The sequence below is a fragment of the Paenibacillus sp. Root52 genome (genome assembly GCF_001426865.1).
Taxonomy (GTDB): Bacteria; Bacillota; Bacilli; order Paenibacillales; family Paenibacillaceae; genus Paenibacillus.
In genome coordinates, this window is the sequence record NZ_LMFO01000023.1 from 551,267 (window position 1) to 569,188 (window position 17,922).

The 17,922-nt window shown below is 45.2% G+C and carries 15 protein-coding genes; 7 read left to right on the forward strand and 8 right to left on the reverse strand.

Going from position 1 to position 17,922, the window contains the following annotated elements:
- Window positions 1–182: 182 nt before the first annotated feature.
- The 4 genes from ASD24_RS20370 to ASD24_RS20385 all read right to left on the reverse strand — a co-directional run bounded on the left by ASD24_RS20370 (window position 183) and on the right by ASD24_RS20385 (window position 3,923).
- On the reverse strand, window positions 183–533 hold the full coding sequence (locus ASD24_RS20370; RefSeq protein WP_024630714.1) for a type II toxin-antitoxin system PemK/MazF family toxin: 351 nt from the start codon (window positions 531–533) through the stop codon (window positions 183–185).
- A gap of 3 nt (window positions 534–536) precedes the next feature.
- Window positions 537–818, reverse strand: a complete 282-nt coding sequence (locus ASD24_RS20375) for a CopG family ribbon-helix-helix protein (protein ID WP_056699650.1) — start codon at window positions 816–818, stop codon at window positions 537–539.
- 261 nt (window positions 819–1,079) lie between these two features.
- Complete coding sequence (gene alr, locus ASD24_RS20380; protein WP_056699653.1) at window positions 1,080–2,267, reverse strand: alanine racemase; 1,188 nt, start codon at window positions 2,265–2,267, stop codon at window positions 1,080–1,082.
- Window positions 2,268–2,735: 468 nt separating this feature from the next.
- Window positions 2,736–3,923 carry a hypothetical protein gene (locus tag ASD24_RS20385; RefSeq protein WP_056699656.1) on the reverse strand — a complete coding sequence of 396 codons (1,188 nt, stop codon included), beginning with the start codon at window positions 3,921–3,923 and terminating at the stop codon, window positions 2,736–2,738.
- 280 nt (window positions 3,924–4,203) lie between these two features.
- Here ASD24_RS20385 and ASD24_RS20390 point away from each other — a divergent pair, with 280 nt between their 5' ends.
- Complete coding sequence (locus ASD24_RS20390; protein ID WP_056699659.1) at window positions 4,204–5,739, forward strand: serine hydrolase; 1,536 nt, start codon at window positions 4,204–4,206, stop codon at window positions 5,737–5,739.
- A gap of 100 nt (window positions 5,740–5,839) precedes the next feature.
- On the opposite strand, the gene ASD24_RS20395 is transcribed toward ASD24_RS20390, so the two are convergent.
- Window positions 5,840–7,756, reverse strand: a complete 1,917-nt coding sequence (locus ASD24_RS20395) for an ABC transporter substrate-binding protein (RefSeq protein WP_162248960.1) — start codon at window positions 7,754–7,756, stop codon at window positions 5,840–5,842.
- Between the two features lie 138 nt (window positions 7,757–7,894).
- On the opposite strand from ASD24_RS20395, the gene ASD24_RS20400 reads away from it, so the two are divergent.
- The 3 genes from ASD24_RS20400 (at window position 7,895) to ASD24_RS20410 (ending at window position 10,358) form a co-directional block, all read left to right on the forward strand.
- Entirely contained in the window at window positions 7,895–9,166 is a 1,272-nt protein-coding gene (locus ASD24_RS20400; protein WP_056699666.1) for an MDR family MFS transporter, read from the forward strand.
- Window positions 9,167–9,370: 204 nt separating this feature from the next.
- Window positions 9,371–9,589 carry a helix-turn-helix transcriptional regulator gene (locus ASD24_RS20405; protein WP_056699668.1) on the forward strand — a complete coding sequence of 73 codons (219 nt, stop codon included), beginning with the start codon at window positions 9,371–9,373 and terminating at the stop codon, window positions 9,587–9,589.
- Window positions 9,582–10,358 carry a DUF3169 family protein gene (locus ASD24_RS20410; protein ID WP_056699671.1) on the forward strand — a complete coding sequence of 259 codons (777 nt, stop codon included), beginning with the start codon at window positions 9,582–9,584 and terminating at the stop codon, window positions 10,356–10,358. The genes ASD24_RS20405 and ASD24_RS20410 overlap by 8 nt, the downstream gene beginning before the upstream one ends.
- A 285-nt stretch (window positions 10,359–10,643) precedes the next feature.
- Here ASD24_RS20410 and ASD24_RS20415 read toward each other — a convergent pair whose 3' ends face one another.
- Together ASD24_RS20415 and ASD24_RS20420 are read right to left on the reverse strand one after the other, a co-directional pair.
- On the reverse strand, window positions 10,644–11,699 hold the full coding sequence (locus ASD24_RS20415; protein ID WP_056699674.1) for a hypothetical protein: 1,056 nt from the start codon (window positions 11,697–11,699) through the stop codon (window positions 10,644–10,646).
- A complete protein-coding gene (locus ASD24_RS20420; protein WP_056699679.1) occupies window positions 11,696–13,534 on the reverse strand; it encodes an HSP90 family protein in 1,839 nt (612 codons plus the stop codon). The genes ASD24_RS20415 and ASD24_RS20420 overlap by 4 nt, the downstream gene beginning before the upstream one ends.
- Before the next feature lie 559 nt (window positions 13,535–14,093).
- Here ASD24_RS20420 and ASD24_RS20425 point away from each other — a divergent pair.
- The 3 genes from ASD24_RS20425 (at window position 14,094) to ASD24_RS20435 (ending at window position 16,731) form a co-directional block, all read left to right on the forward strand.
- Window positions 14,094–14,999: an ABC transporter ATP-binding protein gene (locus ASD24_RS20425; protein ID WP_056699681.1), complete on the forward strand. Its 906-nt coding sequence runs from the start codon at window positions 14,094–14,096 to the stop codon at window positions 14,997–14,999.
- A complete protein-coding gene (locus ASD24_RS20430) occupies window positions 14,992–15,825 on the forward strand; it encodes an ABC transporter permease (RefSeq protein ID WP_056699683.1) in 834 nt (277 codons plus the stop codon). Before ASD24_RS20425 ends, ASD24_RS20430 begins: the two co-directional genes overlap by 8 nt.
- Window positions 15,826–15,936: 111 nt before the next feature.
- A complete protein-coding gene (locus tag ASD24_RS20435; RefSeq protein ID WP_235540708.1) occupies window positions 15,937–16,731 on the forward strand; it encodes a MurR/RpiR family transcriptional regulator in 795 nt (264 codons plus the stop codon).
- Between the two features lie 25 nt (window positions 16,732–16,756).
- On the opposite strand, the gene ASD24_RS20440 is transcribed toward ASD24_RS20435, so the two are convergent.
- On the reverse strand, window positions 16,757–17,767 hold the full coding sequence (locus tag ASD24_RS20440; RefSeq protein ID WP_056699687.1) for a Gfo/Idh/MocA family oxidoreductase: 1,011 nt from the start codon (window positions 17,765–17,767) through the stop codon (window positions 16,757–16,759).
- Window positions 17,768–17,922 lie beyond the last annotated feature (155 nt).

Here is a 17,922-nt window from a genome sequence, read left to right on the forward strand (position 1 = left end):
TACGCTCCTGTGAATTACTGCCCTAAAAGGTGCTGAAGATCGACCTTTTTGAACATGCACTATAACGTGGTTGTTCAAAAGGGATCTTCTGAACACACACTTGAATTGGTTATGCCTTAGAACACCTAAGGCACTTCCCGCTGTCAACGGCTGGCTGGCAGTCTCAAACCACTGCTCCACCTTTAAAAATCGATCAAGCCCAGACTGATCTGTAAGGCTTCGTTAACCAATTTCATGGTCTCCTCGTCCAAATGAGTAATCTTGTCAGTCAATCTTTGCTTGTCAATCGTCCGTATTTGTTCGAGCAAAATAACCGAATCCCGGTCAAAGCCGTGTGCCGCCGCATCAATCTCTACATGCGTCGGCAGCTTTGCCTTTTGGATCTGGGCGGTAATCGCCGCCACAATACAAGTTGGACTGAATCGATTACCGATGTCATTCTGGATGACCAGCACCGGTCTGACTCCACCTTGCTCGGAACCGACAACGGGAGAAAGATCCGCAAAAAAAACGTCACCGCGTTTTACGATCAATGTCTACACCCCGCTAACTAAGCGGTCCAGAGTGCTGTCCGCATCTTCCTCCGCGTGAAAGGCCTCGGATGCCATGGTCAGGTTAATCTTCGCCATCTCCATGTACCCACGCTGCATAGACTCACGGATATACCGCTTCTTCCGTTCCGTCAGATACAGCTTCATGGCCTGCCTAATCAATTCGCTGCGGTTGGAGTTCTCCAGCGCTACGATGCCATCCACTTCCTGCAAAAGATGATCAGGCAGACTGATCATGATTCGCTTGGTGTTCTGCAAGTTGGCCACCTTTCTTCCACCCCCACAAACCTTTCGCCATTGTGAACCAGTATTACGTTTTTCCAGAACTTTTATACAAAGGAATATATATGCCCCACGTATATCAAGTATGCTGTACTCCATTATAAACACGGGGAACAATATTCGTACAGACCAAACATCTCTTTTCCAGGATTATAAATCCTTATCGTCATACATAATTCGAGATGCTCCGACAGTTTTCCTTCTGTTCTAAAAAAAGTTTATTGTAAATAGCGTCCAGTTAACCTATTAGGAGGACAAAAGTGGATTAACCTTGGCAACCTCTATACCATCCCGCAGATAGATCCGCGGAATACGGTGTGCCATCATACAGATCACTTCATATGGAATCGTACCTAGCTGGGCGGCCACCTCGTCTACGGTTATACATTCGCCAGACTGGTGGCCGATGAGGACAACCTCTTCGCCGACTTGAATTTCTTCCGCTTCTTCAGCGAAAGATTGTAGCGACACCATACACTGATCCATGCAGATCGTACCGACAACGGGAACACGGCGTCCACGTACAAGCACTTGTGCTTTGCCTGTCAGCATTCTTGAGAATCCATCTGCATAGCCGATAGGCAGGGTCGCAATTCGTTCATTTTCCTGTGTAACATAGCGTGTTCCGTAGCTGACGCCCCAGTGGGGTGGCAGCGTTTTGACCAGAACCGCCTTTGTCTTCAGTGTCAATACCGGGGACAGCTTCACCACCTGATGATTCACCTCAGTAGACGGATACAGACCGTACAGACTGATTCCCACTCGAACCATGTCGTAAGACAGATTCGGTGTATCAATGGCGGCGGCACTGTTTGCCGTATGTATAATCGGGATGACACATCCCTGATCCCTCAGCGCTTCCACAACGCTTTGAAACCGTCGATACTGCTCCAGTGTATAGGTCTTGTCTGCTTCATCTGCCTTCGCAAAGTGAGTGAACATGCCTTCGAGCATTACCTGATCCAGCGAAGCGACTTCTTGTACGAAGGCTACTGCATCCTTACCAGGCAGCAAGCCTAGCCGCCCCATACCACTATCCATTTTAATATGCACCTTCAATTTCCCGGTGGACGTGCCTGCATTCAGGTTTCGAATCGCATCCAGCACTTCCCGGCTGTACAAGGTAATTGTAATATCATGTTCCCAGGCTACAGCAACACCTTCGGGCGGTGTGTAACCTAACACGAGAATCGGTAGCTTGATCCCATGTTGACGCAATTCGAGCGCTTCATCTAGAAAAGCAACACTCAAATAATCGACTCCATATTGTTCAAGTCCTCTCGCTGTCTCTACAGCTCCATGTCCATAAGCGTTGGCCTTAACACAAGCAAGGAGCTTCATCCCTTTCGGCAATGCCTCACGGAAAGCTTCTACGTTGTCACACAGATGATCCAAGTTAATTTCCGCTTGGGTCGGCCGATATTGTTCTTGCACGTTCTGTCACCTTCTCTAATCGTCTTAATCCGGCTCACGCATCAGACTCCATCGTAATGCTCTAACATGTGACTGTCAAATGAGCTACATATGTGCTGCATTCAAATACAATGACCTTGTCATCATGCAGCCGGAGATTAAGGAAGAAAACGGCAGATAGACTGAACATCGTCAGATCATTTTCTCATCTCACGATCGAATATGTCCGTCTATACCGTATTACTTACCCGGTTCCTCGTACGTAGAAGCGTCTTTTGAATTATTGAGATTTCCCCGCCTATTCAAGCCTGTGTATTTCCATGTTTCGATCCCATATCACCACTGATGTGTATCAACATTCTATGCGACCAGAGTTGTAGCCGTGCACAACACAAAAGCACCGGAGAATAGGTCTCCGATGCTTCTTAGCATTCCTTCTGATATGACAACTATACCTTTAAAGGGTTGTTCGAAAAGTTCACTATAATATCATTTTCCGGATTGTTCCTGCATGGATAGTGCAATCTGTTTCATTTCATTTTCGGGTAGATCTGCACTTGTAATCCGGTATTCGATTCCATCGTACATCCACGTAAGAGTTTGCAGTGCGTCTCCACTCATCATGCCCCACGTGAATCCGAGATCCACAACGCGGGATGGTGCAAGCGATACAGCTCTGTCCTGTGGTCTAGCTTCAAAGATGGTATAGTTATACATCCCTTCGTAGCGCAGCAGTACAGAATAGTTACCTGATTCTTCTACAATCTGATCATCTTTCAGTTTCACACCTTCAGGGACATACGTTGGTTCAACAACGCCAAATCCTTCGCTCTCCTCTGGCGCTGTCATCGTTGGCTCTTCTGCTCCTTGATCTGTGCTCGCTGGATCTTGTGCTCCCTCTTGCTCATCACTTCCACTAATACCCGTCTGACCGTCGCTTACTTCACCACTCGAATCGGATGCTGGTTGTTGCTCCGTTGAAGATTGAGGATCTGTGGCAGGGGTTCCTTCACTGCCTGCTCCGATGTTCCCATTCCCTTCTGTAGCCGCAGTCATATTGCGCTGCATATCAAACGCATCCTTACCAAATTCAGCACCGAATTTGAAATTATCGAATTTTACATCGACCACAACATTGGCATTGGAATCGGATACTTCAACCTGTTTAGGAGCGTAATCGGCCTTATTCAGCCAGATTTTTTGTCTGACCAGTGCATGTGTATTGTAATTGGCAGCAACATCGAATACGTAGCTATCCTTCTCATCTACAAACTGACGAGTCGAATCTCCCGTAATGCTGCGAATCAACGTTTCGTACAAATAAACCTGTCCTTGATTGTCTGGCCAATTACTTTGGAAACGGAAGCTCTTGTTTTGGCTCGGTGTGAGTACAAATACACCCTCATCATTACGTAATACGATCTGAGTTACATCTTTCTTCGCATTCGTTAACGCGATTCGATAATAGGAAGGCTTCTGATGCCATACCTCGACCTTGTACTGCTGCGGCGTATCCCCAGTGTGCAGCGTCATCACGCCTGCTCCCTGATAACTTTCCATCTCTCCTACGACTTCGTTCAGATCTTTGACCACGGCTGCCGCATCCTTTTTCCCACAAGCAGCAAGCAAGGCCGATAAGACCAATACCATGGCAAGCATCCATGATATTCGGCGCATGACATCATCCCCTTTAGCACTGTTTTCACTTCAGGGCTGTGCTTGCAGCAGAACCCCTACTTGATTAGTACATGTCTATGAGGGACTTGTTCGATTTATGCGGACTAGTTTGACAAGCATCACCTGTTCTAATTTATACCAGAGGTCTAGGATCAAATCCGTCTAGGGAAGGATGCTTTTTCTGTATAGAAAAGGGATAGTTAATATAGGGAAGCAACTACTGGACTACAATCATCTTGTTTGTATCAGAAACCTAATTCATACATTTGGAGGGTAACGGATGACGACAACGGATCTTCACTCATTGCTGGAAGGATTGGATGTTTTTGTAGAAGAACAAATGAAACATTGGAAAGGTGTGGGCGCAGCCGTTGCGGTAGTGCACAAGAATGAGGTGGTCTGGCAAAAAGGTTATGGATATCGCGACCTCGAGGCCAAGCTGGACGTAACTCCCAACACGCTCTTTGCAATCGGTTCATCAACCAAGGCTTTTACAGCAGCGACGGCCGCTATACTTGTCGATCAAAATCAATTGAACTGGGACACGCCTATTGTGCAGTATATGCCTGATTTCAAAATGTTCGACCCGGTAACGACGGAGCGGCTCACGATCCGGGATATACTCTGCCACCGTTCTGGACTTCCAAGACATGAGATGGCTTGGTATAACTCACCTCGTTCGAGAGAAGAGCTCGTTCTTCGTCTACGATACTTGGAGCCTAATGAGGATTTCAGAAATAAGTGGCAGTATCAGAACATGATGTATATGACGGCAGGTTATCTAGTTGGGCAAATAAAAGGCACGTCATGGGAAAGCGTATTAGAAGATTCATTATTGCGCCCGCTTGGGATGAATTCAAGCGTGCTATCCGTCGATCTGATGCAGCTCCAACCTGAATATGCACTGCCTTACATGGAGAAAGATGAGCATCATATTCGAATTCCTTATCGCAATATCGATACGATTGGTCCTGCTGGCTCCATTAACAGCAATCTTATAGATATGATTACGTGGTTAAAATTCCAATTGAATCAAGGACAGCATGATGGCAGATCCCTCATTTCCATGGAGGAAATGCAGACTATGCATAGCCCGCATATGCCTTGTGATTCGTCATTCCGTAGTGAGGAAGTTCCGATTAGTACCTATGGATTGGGATGGATTATTGAATCTTATCGCGGTCATCGGATGATCCATCATGGCGGAGGAATCGACGGGTTCACCTCCCAAGTAGCCTTCCTGCCAGATGAACAGATTGGCGTCGTTGTACTATGTAATAGCAATGGCAGCGTAGTGCCTTATACCGTTTCCTATCACATTATTGATCGATTGTTAGAGCTGGAACCTACCGACTGGAGCGATAGATTGACCAAACTAATCGATGGGGAGGATACACAGCCAGAGGGCGAATCCGAAGCAACAGAAGGTACAGCCTCTGTCGGATCTGAGCATCAGGAGACAACAGATTTCGAGAAAACGGAAGTTCAACCCTTCGATCGTCCCGCATCCGCATATACTGGCGTATACACCCATCTGGGCTATGGTGATATCCTGATCGAATCCACTACTGAGGGCGGATTACGAGCAACATTTAACAATTTAGACATGAGCATGCAATACATTGGCAACGAAACCTTTGATGTTGAGCTTGTTCAACAAGGACAGGAACAAAAGCTTCCGTTCACATTCACGTTAGATGATCAAAATCATACTCATTCTCTCAAGATTCCACTACTGATGGAGCCCAATACGAATGAAGTGACATTTACTAAAACTAAAACAAAAGCTAATGTTAATGCCAAAAGTGAAGTCTAATACGTTGAGTACCATCGAAAGTAGGATTTAGAGGTATGATTCAAATATAGATTAAACGTCCTTCTTCCCAGCTATTCGACCATCCCGTTGTAGTGGACTCTTACCACAACGGGATATAGGCCGAATAGCTGGAGGACTCTTTCGACGTATTAGGACTTCGCTTCACCCACAACCGTCGCAAGTCAGGCATCCCATATCCCATCACGCGGTAATCTCGCAGCGATGGATGATGTGAATGCTCCTCCCTGAAGCTATACACAGGCAATAATAACGCCTCCTGAATTAATCGATCCTCCAGTTGCAGCAAACTCTCCATCCGATCCTCTGGCTCCTGCATCGCCACGATCTGACCGCACTCTCGCTCTAACTCAAGCCTCCAATGATCATCCATTACACTGAGAAAGATCGTATTTTGGAACGTGTACATCGTAACGAGACTTCGCATCACATGATCGTCAAAGACTTCTCCAGTGTATATGAGGTCATACGCCTGTAATTCATCATGATAAATGGCCTTGACCACATCACCAGGTACAATGTTTACATGTAGACCAATCTGTTCACACCGCTTAGCAAACCAAACCATGTCATGCTCCATGTTCACGCCCTCTTCAACCCACACGTTCACCATCTCTCCTGCATAATGGCTACGTTTCAACCATGCCGAAGCGCTAATGAGAGAAGGTTCGTCTACACCTATATCTACATCTGCACTTACACCTACATCTTCATTTACATCAGCCCACTTCTGTTGTTCCATCTTCTCTTCTCTCAGGTGCTTCTCTGCATCGAACTGATACATCTTTTCGTCCTGCTGGTTTCCTCGATCATACTTACGCACCAAACTAGATGCCGGCTGGATTGATGATCGATTCAAAGCATCCGCCATGACTTGTGGATGCATAAGCTCTCGGATGGCACGACGAAAGGATATATCGAGATGAGGGCCTCTTTTGCGCATATTAAACGTCATAAAAACCCCGCCCTGTACTTCATGCTGTACCGCATGTGGCTTACCGTCTGGGAATAGCTCCTGTCGGATCATGGGTTCCCCCCGCCCTGCTTGAGGAAGCTGCCAGATCTCTACACGATCGATAAACGCACGACCTTGAAAATAGGAGGAGAATACCTCCAAGACTAAGATGTTTGGATCGTTGCGAACCAAGCGATATGGTCCCGTTCCAATCGGATGAAGCGGGGTTATTTCCACATCTCTTGGCAGAATAGATGCATTGATGCTGCTCATCAAATCAGGAAACATAAAATTGGGTGCATTCAGCACAAAGCGAACCGTCAAATCGTCAAACGCCTCCACCCTCTGAATCGAGCCGAATAAGGCTTTGCAAGGGTTGTCCACGCTGGATAAGATGCGTTCAAATGTAAATTTCACATCATCTGCTTCCAGAACTCTGCCATGGTGAAAGAGCACACCTTTATGTAAATAAAATGTCCATTCCGTTCCCTCTGCGTTGCTCTCCCATGCCATCGCAAGCCCTGGCTCACAGACATGTTGCTCTGCATTGTAACGCACTAAGCGATCATACACTTCTGCAACGATCCCCACATCGCCCCATACAACAGCCTGGGTTGGATCTAACGTCTCGAACGACGTCTCCTGAGGAATGCGGAGTGTGTCCACTCTTCCCCGAGCACCATGATCTGAACGAAGACCGAATTGCCCCTGTAATCTATGCATTAAATTTTCACGGATGAGAAACGGCAATGATGCAGCCAGTGCGTATGCTTCTTCTATTTTGTTGTTGTGTAGTAGACGTTCAAACCATTCCCCAGCCACGTCGTGTAACGGTAAACAAAAAACAAGTATAGACTTTTTGCCTCTTCCCCGCTGCGGGCTCCATCTGACCCAGTCGTTATCCAAAAACTTATTCATAATCAGATTCATATTACGCATGGTGCAGCACAAATGAGTTGCTAATACACCCATCGTTATCTCTATTTCTTCCTCTTCATGTACATGGGAGAAGATCAACCTAAGTTGGATATAATGCTCCGTCACTTCCACAACCGTCCCAGCCTTTCATCGCCTTCACTAAAATATGAAATCCATCTCTGAACTCCTACAGTTTTTCTTCAGGTTTTTCTTCATTATACTCAGGAAAAGCCGTTTCACCAACGAAAGGAAGATTGAAACCATATGAGATACACCGAATTACATCGCAATATTCAGATTCGAATCATTACCGATTTCTTTACGGATCTGACACAGAAATCCATCATTCCTTTTATGGCGATCTACCTAAGTCTTCAAATTGGTGCAGGCTGGGCAGGCTTGTTACTGACGATTAACATTATCGGCTCCATGTTGGTTGGGTTATGGGCTGGGTATTGGTCTGATCGGATTGGAAGAAAGAAATTGATGGTCATTGCTCAAATACTCCAGGTATTCGCACTGTTCTGGTTAGCTGCGGCTAACTCTCCATGGCTGAATTCAGTACCTTTAACCTGCTGGATGTTTTTCCTGAGCAGCCTAAGCTCCGGGATCACTGTTCCGATTGCCAACGCCATGATTGTTGATGTAAGCAGTGAATCTGAACGCCATTATGTATATGGACTGCAATACTGGACAACCAACGCTGCGATTACGATCGGTGCTTTGATGGGAGGGTTACTGTTTGAATCCTTCCGCTTCATCCTATTTAGTATCGTATGGATTGAGAGCCTAGTCACCTTAGTTATCCTTATCTTTTATATTCACGAAACAATGGATAGAAGACATACGATCCTGTCTCACAGGACAACATCAATCGCCCCTAAAAACATCTTCTATACCTACATCGATGTCCTTAAAGACACGCGATTTATGGTCTTCCTCACCGCTACTGTATTAGCAATCTCTCTGGAATTTCAATTAGACAAGTATATTGCGGTGAGGCTAAAAAACGAATTCAGTGCTCAGTTACTCCATTGGAATATCACGGGTTTGCAAATGTTCAGCCTCATTATGGCCATCAACACTGTACTCGTTGTACTCATTGCCATTCCTTTCACCAAATGGATGGGACGGTTCCCTTCTCGAAAAGTGATGACGGTTGGTATGTGTCTGTACACTGCTGGTTTTGCCTTTCTCGGATTCAGTAACTGGACGTTATTGCTCATCATATGCACCGTAATACTGACTCTTGGGGAACTGATGTATAATCCTGTCCGGCAAGTTCTACTTGCAGGAATGATCCCAGATGCGAATCGCGCTGCCTATATGGCTGTTGACGGCATGAGCTACAATGTAGCTGCATTGCTCGGAAGCTTGGGACTCACGCTTGGTGCCTTCCTCCCTTCATACGGGATGGCAACCCTGTATGCGCTGCTAGGAATCGCTTCATTATTCTTTTTCCGTCGGGCGTTGACGCTGCAATCACCTATAACAAAGGCTCATCACGATCCTGTCGCATGTGCAGATGCTTCTTAGTTGCTTGGTTCCAAGCCTAGAAAGTAAGGTATAGTTCAAATGAAATTCGCATTTAATACTACTTGTCCATTTCGCCTCCGAATAAAGTTTCGGAGGTTTTTTCTGCTGTGCATCCTCTTTTTTTGTATATTATCTTATTTATTTTGTACATCATCATTTACAAATTGTACATTATCATATACAATTCAATCAGGAGGTGAGTAAATGGAAGAATTACACAATCATGTTCGGGAGTTACGAGCCAGAGACCGTCTGTCACAAGCAGAACTGGCTAAATTAATCAACGCCTCTCGTCAAACCATTGCCCTCATTGAACGCGGAGATTACTCTCCTTCTGTCGTTCTGGCATTGAAAATAGCCAAAGTTTTTAATGAACCTGTTGAACAAATTTTTGAATTGAAGGGTGGAGATTCACATGACTAATTCAACTACAAGCGTAAACTCCAAATATCGTTGGTTACGTCTGCCGCTGTACATGGCTGGAGGAGCAGTCGTTGGTTTCTTGGTTGCAAGTGTCTTATTGAATGCACCTTCCAGTCTGAACTGGACACTCTCTGTCTACTATGATTATGATCTTCTGTTCGGCATTCTCGGATTCTTGTTCTTGGCTTTGACTGCATGCAATACAGCGATTCTGATTCGTATTCCTACTAAGCTCAATCTGGAAGAGGATCTATCTCATGATGCAGATTCCCTTGATTCACCAGCCGAACGTTTATTGGGTAGAGCGATGATTATTAGTAATCTTAATGTAATCTTATCGCTTACCTGGGGGGCTCTTTCTCTGTCATTACTTGCCTCAACGCGAGCTGTCACTGGCTCTTCTGAAATGTTTAACCTGAGTAACTTAATTGCTTCTGCCATTGCCATAATTACGGTCGTGTGCCTTCAGAACATAACACTTAAACGATATAATAATTATTTCCCAGATCGCACTTTAGATTTCAATTCACGTAACATGCATCAGGAGCACTTCGATAAGCTTGATGAAGGTGAGAAATGGATCGTCTATCGTGCAGCCTATCGTTCCTTCCGCGCCATGAATGTTCTACTTAGTATTGGAATGATCTCTATGGTGCTCTATTCCATCCTTTTCTCCTTTGCCCCTTTCCCTATCGTTGTCTTGTCCGCAATCTGGATTATCCACATCGGCACCTATTATCGTGAAGTCTATCGTAAAAGCAAATCTTAATTTCATTTAGGGCGTGTCTGAAACTCCGAAGGAAGCAGATTTTGACGACTTTTCGTTCCAAGCAAGGAAGTTTTCCGCAGGCGTGCCGGGGCACGTCAAGGGAAAGTGACGCAGCAGGGGGCGAAAAGGCGGTAAAAGATGCACTTCAGCGAGTTTTGAGACACGCCCTAGCCAATAAAAAAGCTCATGGCAGGATTGAAAATCCCACCATGAGCTACAAGCACGTCTGGCAATTTCGAACAGGAATGATTAGAACATTAAACCTGTTCTACGATATGTTTATGTTTAACGCTTCTCTATCAACGATGAAACGTGGCGATTGCCATTCCGTTGATCAAATTGTTCTGCCATCGATTTGGCGTAATCTCCGAAATAATCTGCAAGCTTAATCAGATCCCCTGGATCTCCGTCATACGGAAACGATGCGGGTAGGCGCAGGCGATAGCCAGGTGACTCTTCTGCCCAGCGCCGTAATAGCGAAGCGGCATGAGCATAGTAGATCATTTTGGCAAAAGGATCTTCATGATCCATCGCCAGTACAAGGCTTTCCTCCAGTATATCAATGCCCTTCGCAGGATCAGTTAACGTCAAGAATTCCATCTGTTCGCCGAAACTTTGCACGAAATCATTCTGTCCCTTAATCAGTCGATAACCGTTTTTCTGGTGAACATGCGCCTCTTTGATCTTACCCAATCGATATAATGGCATAAGAACCTCGGACAAGGTCAAGTGTGGAATCTCGGCACAGCTCATGCGACCCTTCAAGATCGGCTTCGCTGTCTGCAGCACCTTCTCATCATCACCCATTCTGTCCCAGTAGCGCATAATCTCATCCTGCTCACACGCCTCGCAATCACTCATATAGTCACGTTCCAGGTCTATGAACTTGGCATAGCTCGCGCTAGCTTCATCCAATTCACCAAGATCCATATAGACACGGAAGCGATAGTACCAGTACGAACGATCACTATATCCAAAGGATTGGAAACGACGTCCGAAGTCCTCGAGAAGCTCCATAATTTTATCACGTGAAATTTCAGGGAAGATCGTCATTTTCCCCAGAATCCATTTATATGACCACATCAGTGTTTCTTCGTCATATAACTCCGGCTGCTGATCGAATTTCCCTAACTGCCAGGAGAATGCAATCAGGGCTTTCATCGGATAGCCACAGAAGGAAGCCACCTCAACAATTTCGGAACGAGCTTCGTACGCCTCCTCCTCCATACCACTCAGATCAGCTATTCTAGCCGCTTCTTCTAACATCCCCAGTTTGGCAGGCCCGTTCGGGAGTCCATAAGCCTCTTCCATTAAGTCTTCAAAATCCATCTCCGTTCTCATTCATTTCCCTCCTGTGGTTTCCTATTCGCCTGCAGACCCCAATCTATGAAACGAACAATGCCTTGATTCATTACTTCAAGCTCTTGGCGGTTCATCGGGTAATGACCCATCATCAAGGCATTCACGTACAACATTTCAATGGCAATCGGTGTCATCTGAGGGTCTGGTGACGTTAAGACCCGCTGTATTACGGGATTATTTACATTCAGATATAACGTCGAATATCCTGCCGCTCCAAAGCCAGAAGATAAGGAGCCAAGTACGGATGAAAATAAATCCGTAGTCTCTTCACTTGCTTTCTCTAGTGCACGTAGCGTTGACGATTCCTGTGAGAGTGTGAAAAGTACCGGCAGGTCGGTTGGTTTGAACCCTTTTACTTCTGCTCGGCAGCGAAAACGCTGTAAGGCTGAATCGGCAAGACGCAAGGCATCATAATAACGATTGCGTTCATCTGGCGGGACATCGGTAAAGCTCATCGACACTTCATCTGGCTCAATCCGTTCGGTATTCACGTTCTCTGCCACCATAGGCAGGCTCTCCATCAGTGAACTGTCATATATATAACCGCCATTAATGACCAGCATGGATTGGGCAGAAGCAACGTGATGAATCTGACGATACTCATCTACCGTTGTGGTGAAATAGAGTGTCTCCTGCTCCTCCAGAAGTTCTCCTAACTCCCGGTGACCTCGGGTACTATCGAACGGCAACCAGCGGTGAATCATGCGGTAGAACTCCAAATCCTCCACAGCCAGAGCCTTCATAGACAACGCATGTAAACGAATAATCTTCTGTAATCGTTCTGTCTGAGTCTCAGCCATATCAGCTAGTCCTTGACGAAGCGCATCTCCTAATTCAGAGCGCACTTCTTCCAACTTCTCATTTTCATAAAAATGCTCCCGTGATGCCGTTGGCTGAAGCTCATCTGTCCAGATCAGACATTTCACGAAGAATGCCCACTCTGGCAAAATATTCTCTGCCTTCTCCGATACGAGCATGCGCTTCAGATATACCCGGTGTGAACGCTTGACGTTCAAATTCACAGCATGGGGCAACACGTAGGCAATCCCCCCTGTGCGCCCTGAGGCTGTTGTCAGCGGGATAAAATCTTGAAATTTCTCACCTAACAATCGCTCACCAAAGGCCAACACTTCGGATTTCCGCCCTCTTGCACGTTCAGGCGCAATTAGCCAATCAGGCGATTCAGCATTCACGATGCTCTGTACACCTTCACTGTGTAGCGTAACTGGGTAAGGTAGTAATGCTCCGTAATAGAACAACGCCTGCTGTACATATTCCTTTTCAAAATAATGTGCTGCTTCGGGTGTCGAGCGCAAATACACTTTGGTTCCTGGAGATAATTGCGTATCCAACTGTCGAATCGTATACGTACCATCTGGCTTCCCACGCCACTCCATCGATGGTCCACCCTTCACAGACTGTGTCAGCATAACAATTTCATTGCTCACCATGAAGCAGGATAATAGACCGATCCCAAACCGGCCAATAAATGAGGTCTCTCCTTGCAAAAGTGCCTGTGGATCCCGCTTAGATGATTGACCAATCATCGCCAGAAACTCATGGATATCCGCTTCAGTTAATCCGATACCATTATCCTCTACCATCATCGTTAACTGTTCACCGCTGCCCGTAAGCTCCACTCGGACATTCCCCATGAATCCCGGTTCTACTTCCGCGCGTCCTGTAATCGCATCTGTCGCATTTTGCATGAGTTCACGTAAAAACACTTTAGGGCTGCTGTACAAATGGTTCGATAAAATCTGGATCATACCGCTCAGGTTAACCTGAAAACGATACTCATTAGATGCTGTCATATTCGTTCACCTTCCTTAAAGTCCAATCACACCATAACTCCATAGTCTATATGGCATTTGATCTGTTAGACGAATTAAATATGTATACATATTAATAGATTGTTTCAGCAACGATAGGTTAGATCCAATAGGTTAAAACCACGCGTCAAGCCGGCCTTGTTCACCAAGACCGGCGTTAGACGAATAATTCATTTTTATATGGATCATTGGGGGTCTATCCTATCATTACCACAATGGCATTAGCGCTGAAACGAATTCAGTCACCTTATATTCAGGATACTAGGTAGAAGAACGGATGAAAACAAACCTGGGACCCGAATTCAATAGACTTTAGGTTCATAACTATGTTGATCACTTGGGACTAAAGATAGAAAAAGGTACAAATTCATGTAAAAAATCAAGCAGAAGCGTGCTTTTGAACACTCATCAAAACTATTTTTGAAAAGGATTGAACGATCTGGTTAAGCTACTCGTATCATTACCAAACATGGATCGAGCTAAGTGCATGATGAATCATTGCTAACGAAGCTCTGATCAGTATGAAAGACGGTGAATACATATGATTAATGTTCGTAATATCTCTAAACAGTTCAAGGATCATCAAGCATTAAACGATGTTAGCTTTACCCTTACAGAAGGCAGTATCACAGGTTTGATTGGCCCTAACGGCTCAGGTAAAACCACTCTGATTCGCATCATGAATGGTGTTCTTGGCGCTTCCGGCGGACAGGTTCGAATCCATGGACTTGATCCGTTCGTGGAGACAGAGAAGGTTCTTGCCATGTGCGGCACACTGACGGAACAGAGCGGGCTGTATGACAATATGAGTGGGCGTGACAACCTGGCTTTCTTTGCAGATGCTTTTGGTATTCCGCAGCGTGATGGAAGAATAAACGAACTTGTGGATTTATTGGAGCTTCAAGATTATCAACATCGTAAAGTCGGTACCTACAGTACAGGTATGAAAAAAAGATTAGGGCTAGCACGGGTATTGCTACACCGTCCATCCGTTCTGTTTCTGGATGAACCCACAAACGGGCTAGATCCAGATGGAATTCAGATGGTTCTTCGGATGATCCGTCGTCTTAACAAGGAGGAACACCTGACGATTCTCGTGTCATCTCACGTATTATCACAGCTCTCAGCCGTGTGTGACCATTATGTATTTATGCAGAATGGCTGCAAAGTGGAGGAGGGCACTGAGCATGAGATTATTAGCCGTTACCAGACGGCGCCGCAGATCGAAGTAGAAGCTGTTCTGCCAGAGGGATGGAATCGGGTCGAAGGTTATAGCCCTGAGGTTATATCCGCGCAGCGAGCTGTCTTCCAGCTTCAATCCCGTGAAGATATTCCAACCTTGTTAAGACAGTTGACTGCGCACGGGGAAGTGTATCAAGCTCGCATTGTTAACAGTGATCTGGAGCGTATTTATTTTGCCATTAGGGAGGCACACCACCATGAATAAACGCCATGCCATTCGTGCACTTGTTCGCAAAGATATTCGAGCTATTACTGCCAGTGTGCAGCTCTGGCTTCCTATGATCATTGTTCCACTTCTGATTGGTATTATTATGCCTGCCGCCCTCCTATGGGTAGCCTCAAGAACAGAACTACGCACTATAGGTAATCTTGAATTTATGCTTGATTCTCTAGATGCACTCACGCGTTCAGGGCAAATCCCTCAGCTTGCTTCCATGCCTACGGATAATCATCGAATTGTCTATTACCTTGCCTTGTACATGTTCGCTCCTTTGTTCCTCATCATTCCAGTGATGGCATCCAGCATATTAACGGCGAACAGCTTCGCTGGTGAGAAAGAGCGCAAGACATTGGAGGGATTATTATTCATACCCATCAGCATGGATACCTTGTTCAAAGGAAAAGTGCTTGCCGCCTTCATCCCTTCTGTGCTTCTATCTTGGGTTACATTCATCATCTATGGCATCATTGCGAATATTCTGATGTACCCGATGTTCGGACAAATGATGTTTCCTAATCTGAACTGGATCATCCTAGTTCTCTGGGTTGTGCCTTCATGCAGTCTGATGGTCATCCTGTTCAATGTACTCATCTCAGCCAAAGTACGTGGATTTCAGGAAGCATATCAGCTTGGTGGTCTCGTCGTTATTCCACTACTTGCTCTCATTGCTGGTCAGGCAAGTGGCATGCTGCTAATCCGTCCTTTCATGTTACTTCTCATTGGTGCAATTCTTCTACTGGTCTGCTTCATCCTGCTCCGTCTTGTTACACTCTGGAACAGTCGCCAGCAATTAGCGGAGAGTCAGATTTAGATTATTATGATGCGGAGGGCGTCCCTTCGATGATCATTGAGAAAACAAAACTCAAGGGTTATGATATGAAGAGATGTACCTAGAATGCTAGTAGGAGGCATAGAGGATAGAATGGAATCCCAGCTACTTCAAAAATTGAAATATGCAGAGAAATTAACGACACAAGAAAAGCATATTGTAGACTTTATTCTAAACAATCCCCACATTGTTTTTCATTCAACCGCACATGAACTTGCTCAATTAACCTATACAAGCTCTTCGACCATTGTTCGTTTATGCAAAAAACTGGGTACCCAAGGGTACCCAGACTTTCAACTCAAACTTGCGCTGGAATATCAGCCTAGTTCTACCCCATTCCGCTCTGAGGATCAGCTGATTGCAGAACAAGGTAATGTACTCGCAGCAATTGAATCCGTTCCTTATCTCTACGAACAAGCACTGAATGAGACTCGCCGTCTGTTGAACCCCACTGTTCTGCAACGAATTATAGATTGGGTCAGAGAATCACATCGAATTGATATCTACGGTAACGACATGAACTATTATCTAGCCCAACAAGCCTGTACCAAGTGGAATGAACTCGGCATATCTGCCATTGCTCACAATAGCCCTAATTTGCATTATTTGAACACCATGACTCCCAGTCAGACGACGCTCTCATTTGTCATATCACATACGGGAGAGAATCTGTCTATGATTGATTCAGCCACAATTCTTAGTCAGAAGTCCATGAAGGTCATCGCAGTCACTAGCAACAATCATTCAACACTGTCCAGACAGTGCACGGAAACGCTTCTTACCCATGGATATTATGAACAGTTACGTCTATCCAAGATGTCCACCATGGTCTCTGTTCTCTATCTTTTTGATATCCTATATATGGGCAGTATTAGCGACTCCTACTAGATCTATATGGTTAAGTTCATTTATATTATTGGGCTTGCTTCGCAGCCTCGACCCCATCTTGTAATATATCGAGTACATACTGTACTTCTTCATTCTTAACGGGTTGTTCACCTTGATGCCGGATCGCCCTCACTAGTCTCTCATACAGCAGCCCATAATCTGTGATCTCAGAAGGTACCTTCTCCGTATGGGATTCTCCCTCATCATCTACATAAGTCAGTGTACCCCAATTCTCTTCAGACTCTTGATCAAAGGATACCTGTGTTGGCCCTTCTCCATTTTTGGTTTGATGACCACTGCTATATTTAATGAAACTACCACGGTCGCCATGGACGACAAACTTGGGATGTGCAATCTTGACTAGCAAACTGCATTTAATCGTTACTTTGGTCAAGCCATAGCGAAAATCAATGTCGATATAATCATCCGACTGACCCGGATATACCAAGCTTCGGACATCGTAATCAATTCGATCCGCTACGCCAAATAGGGAAACCATCTGATCAATGGTATGCACAGCCAAGCCATGCATTAACCCAAACCCAGGTTTGATCCAAGATGGCTTGAAATAATCATAGTGAGACTGGATTTCATGGATTTTGCCCAGTTTTCCACTCTCGATTACCTTACTCAAGGTTAAGAAATCCCCATCAAACCTGCGATTCTGATTCGCCATAGCGATTAGATTTTTGCGCTTAGCAAGCTCGAAAATGTCCTTCGCTTCTGCTGACGTTGCAGCAAACGGTTTTTCTACCAATACGTGTTTTCCATGCTCTAGGGCTTGCTTCGCATAATCAACATGACTGTCCACATGTGTTGCTACAACAATTAATTCAATCTCCGTATCTTGAAGTACGTCATCGAAATCTATAGTAAATGTAATATCGGGATAATACGCTTCTCTTTCTGTATCACCTATGCGATCTTCCTCACGCCGATAGATCTTCTTCACCTTGATGTCTTTTGTTCTCTCCAGATAAGGCAGGTGATAATTGACAACAGCATTGCCGAATCCAATGATGGCGATATTTAGCATTTTATCATGACTCCTTCTGCTCTAGGATACACGAATGTTATCATGCTTGATTCGTTCCGAGAATGCTTAAGAACCGAATTGGCACCACCATGCACAGAAGGACTCCGAGAAGAAATTTTAATGAAATTCAATTTCATTTTTAGTTCTGTTGGAGT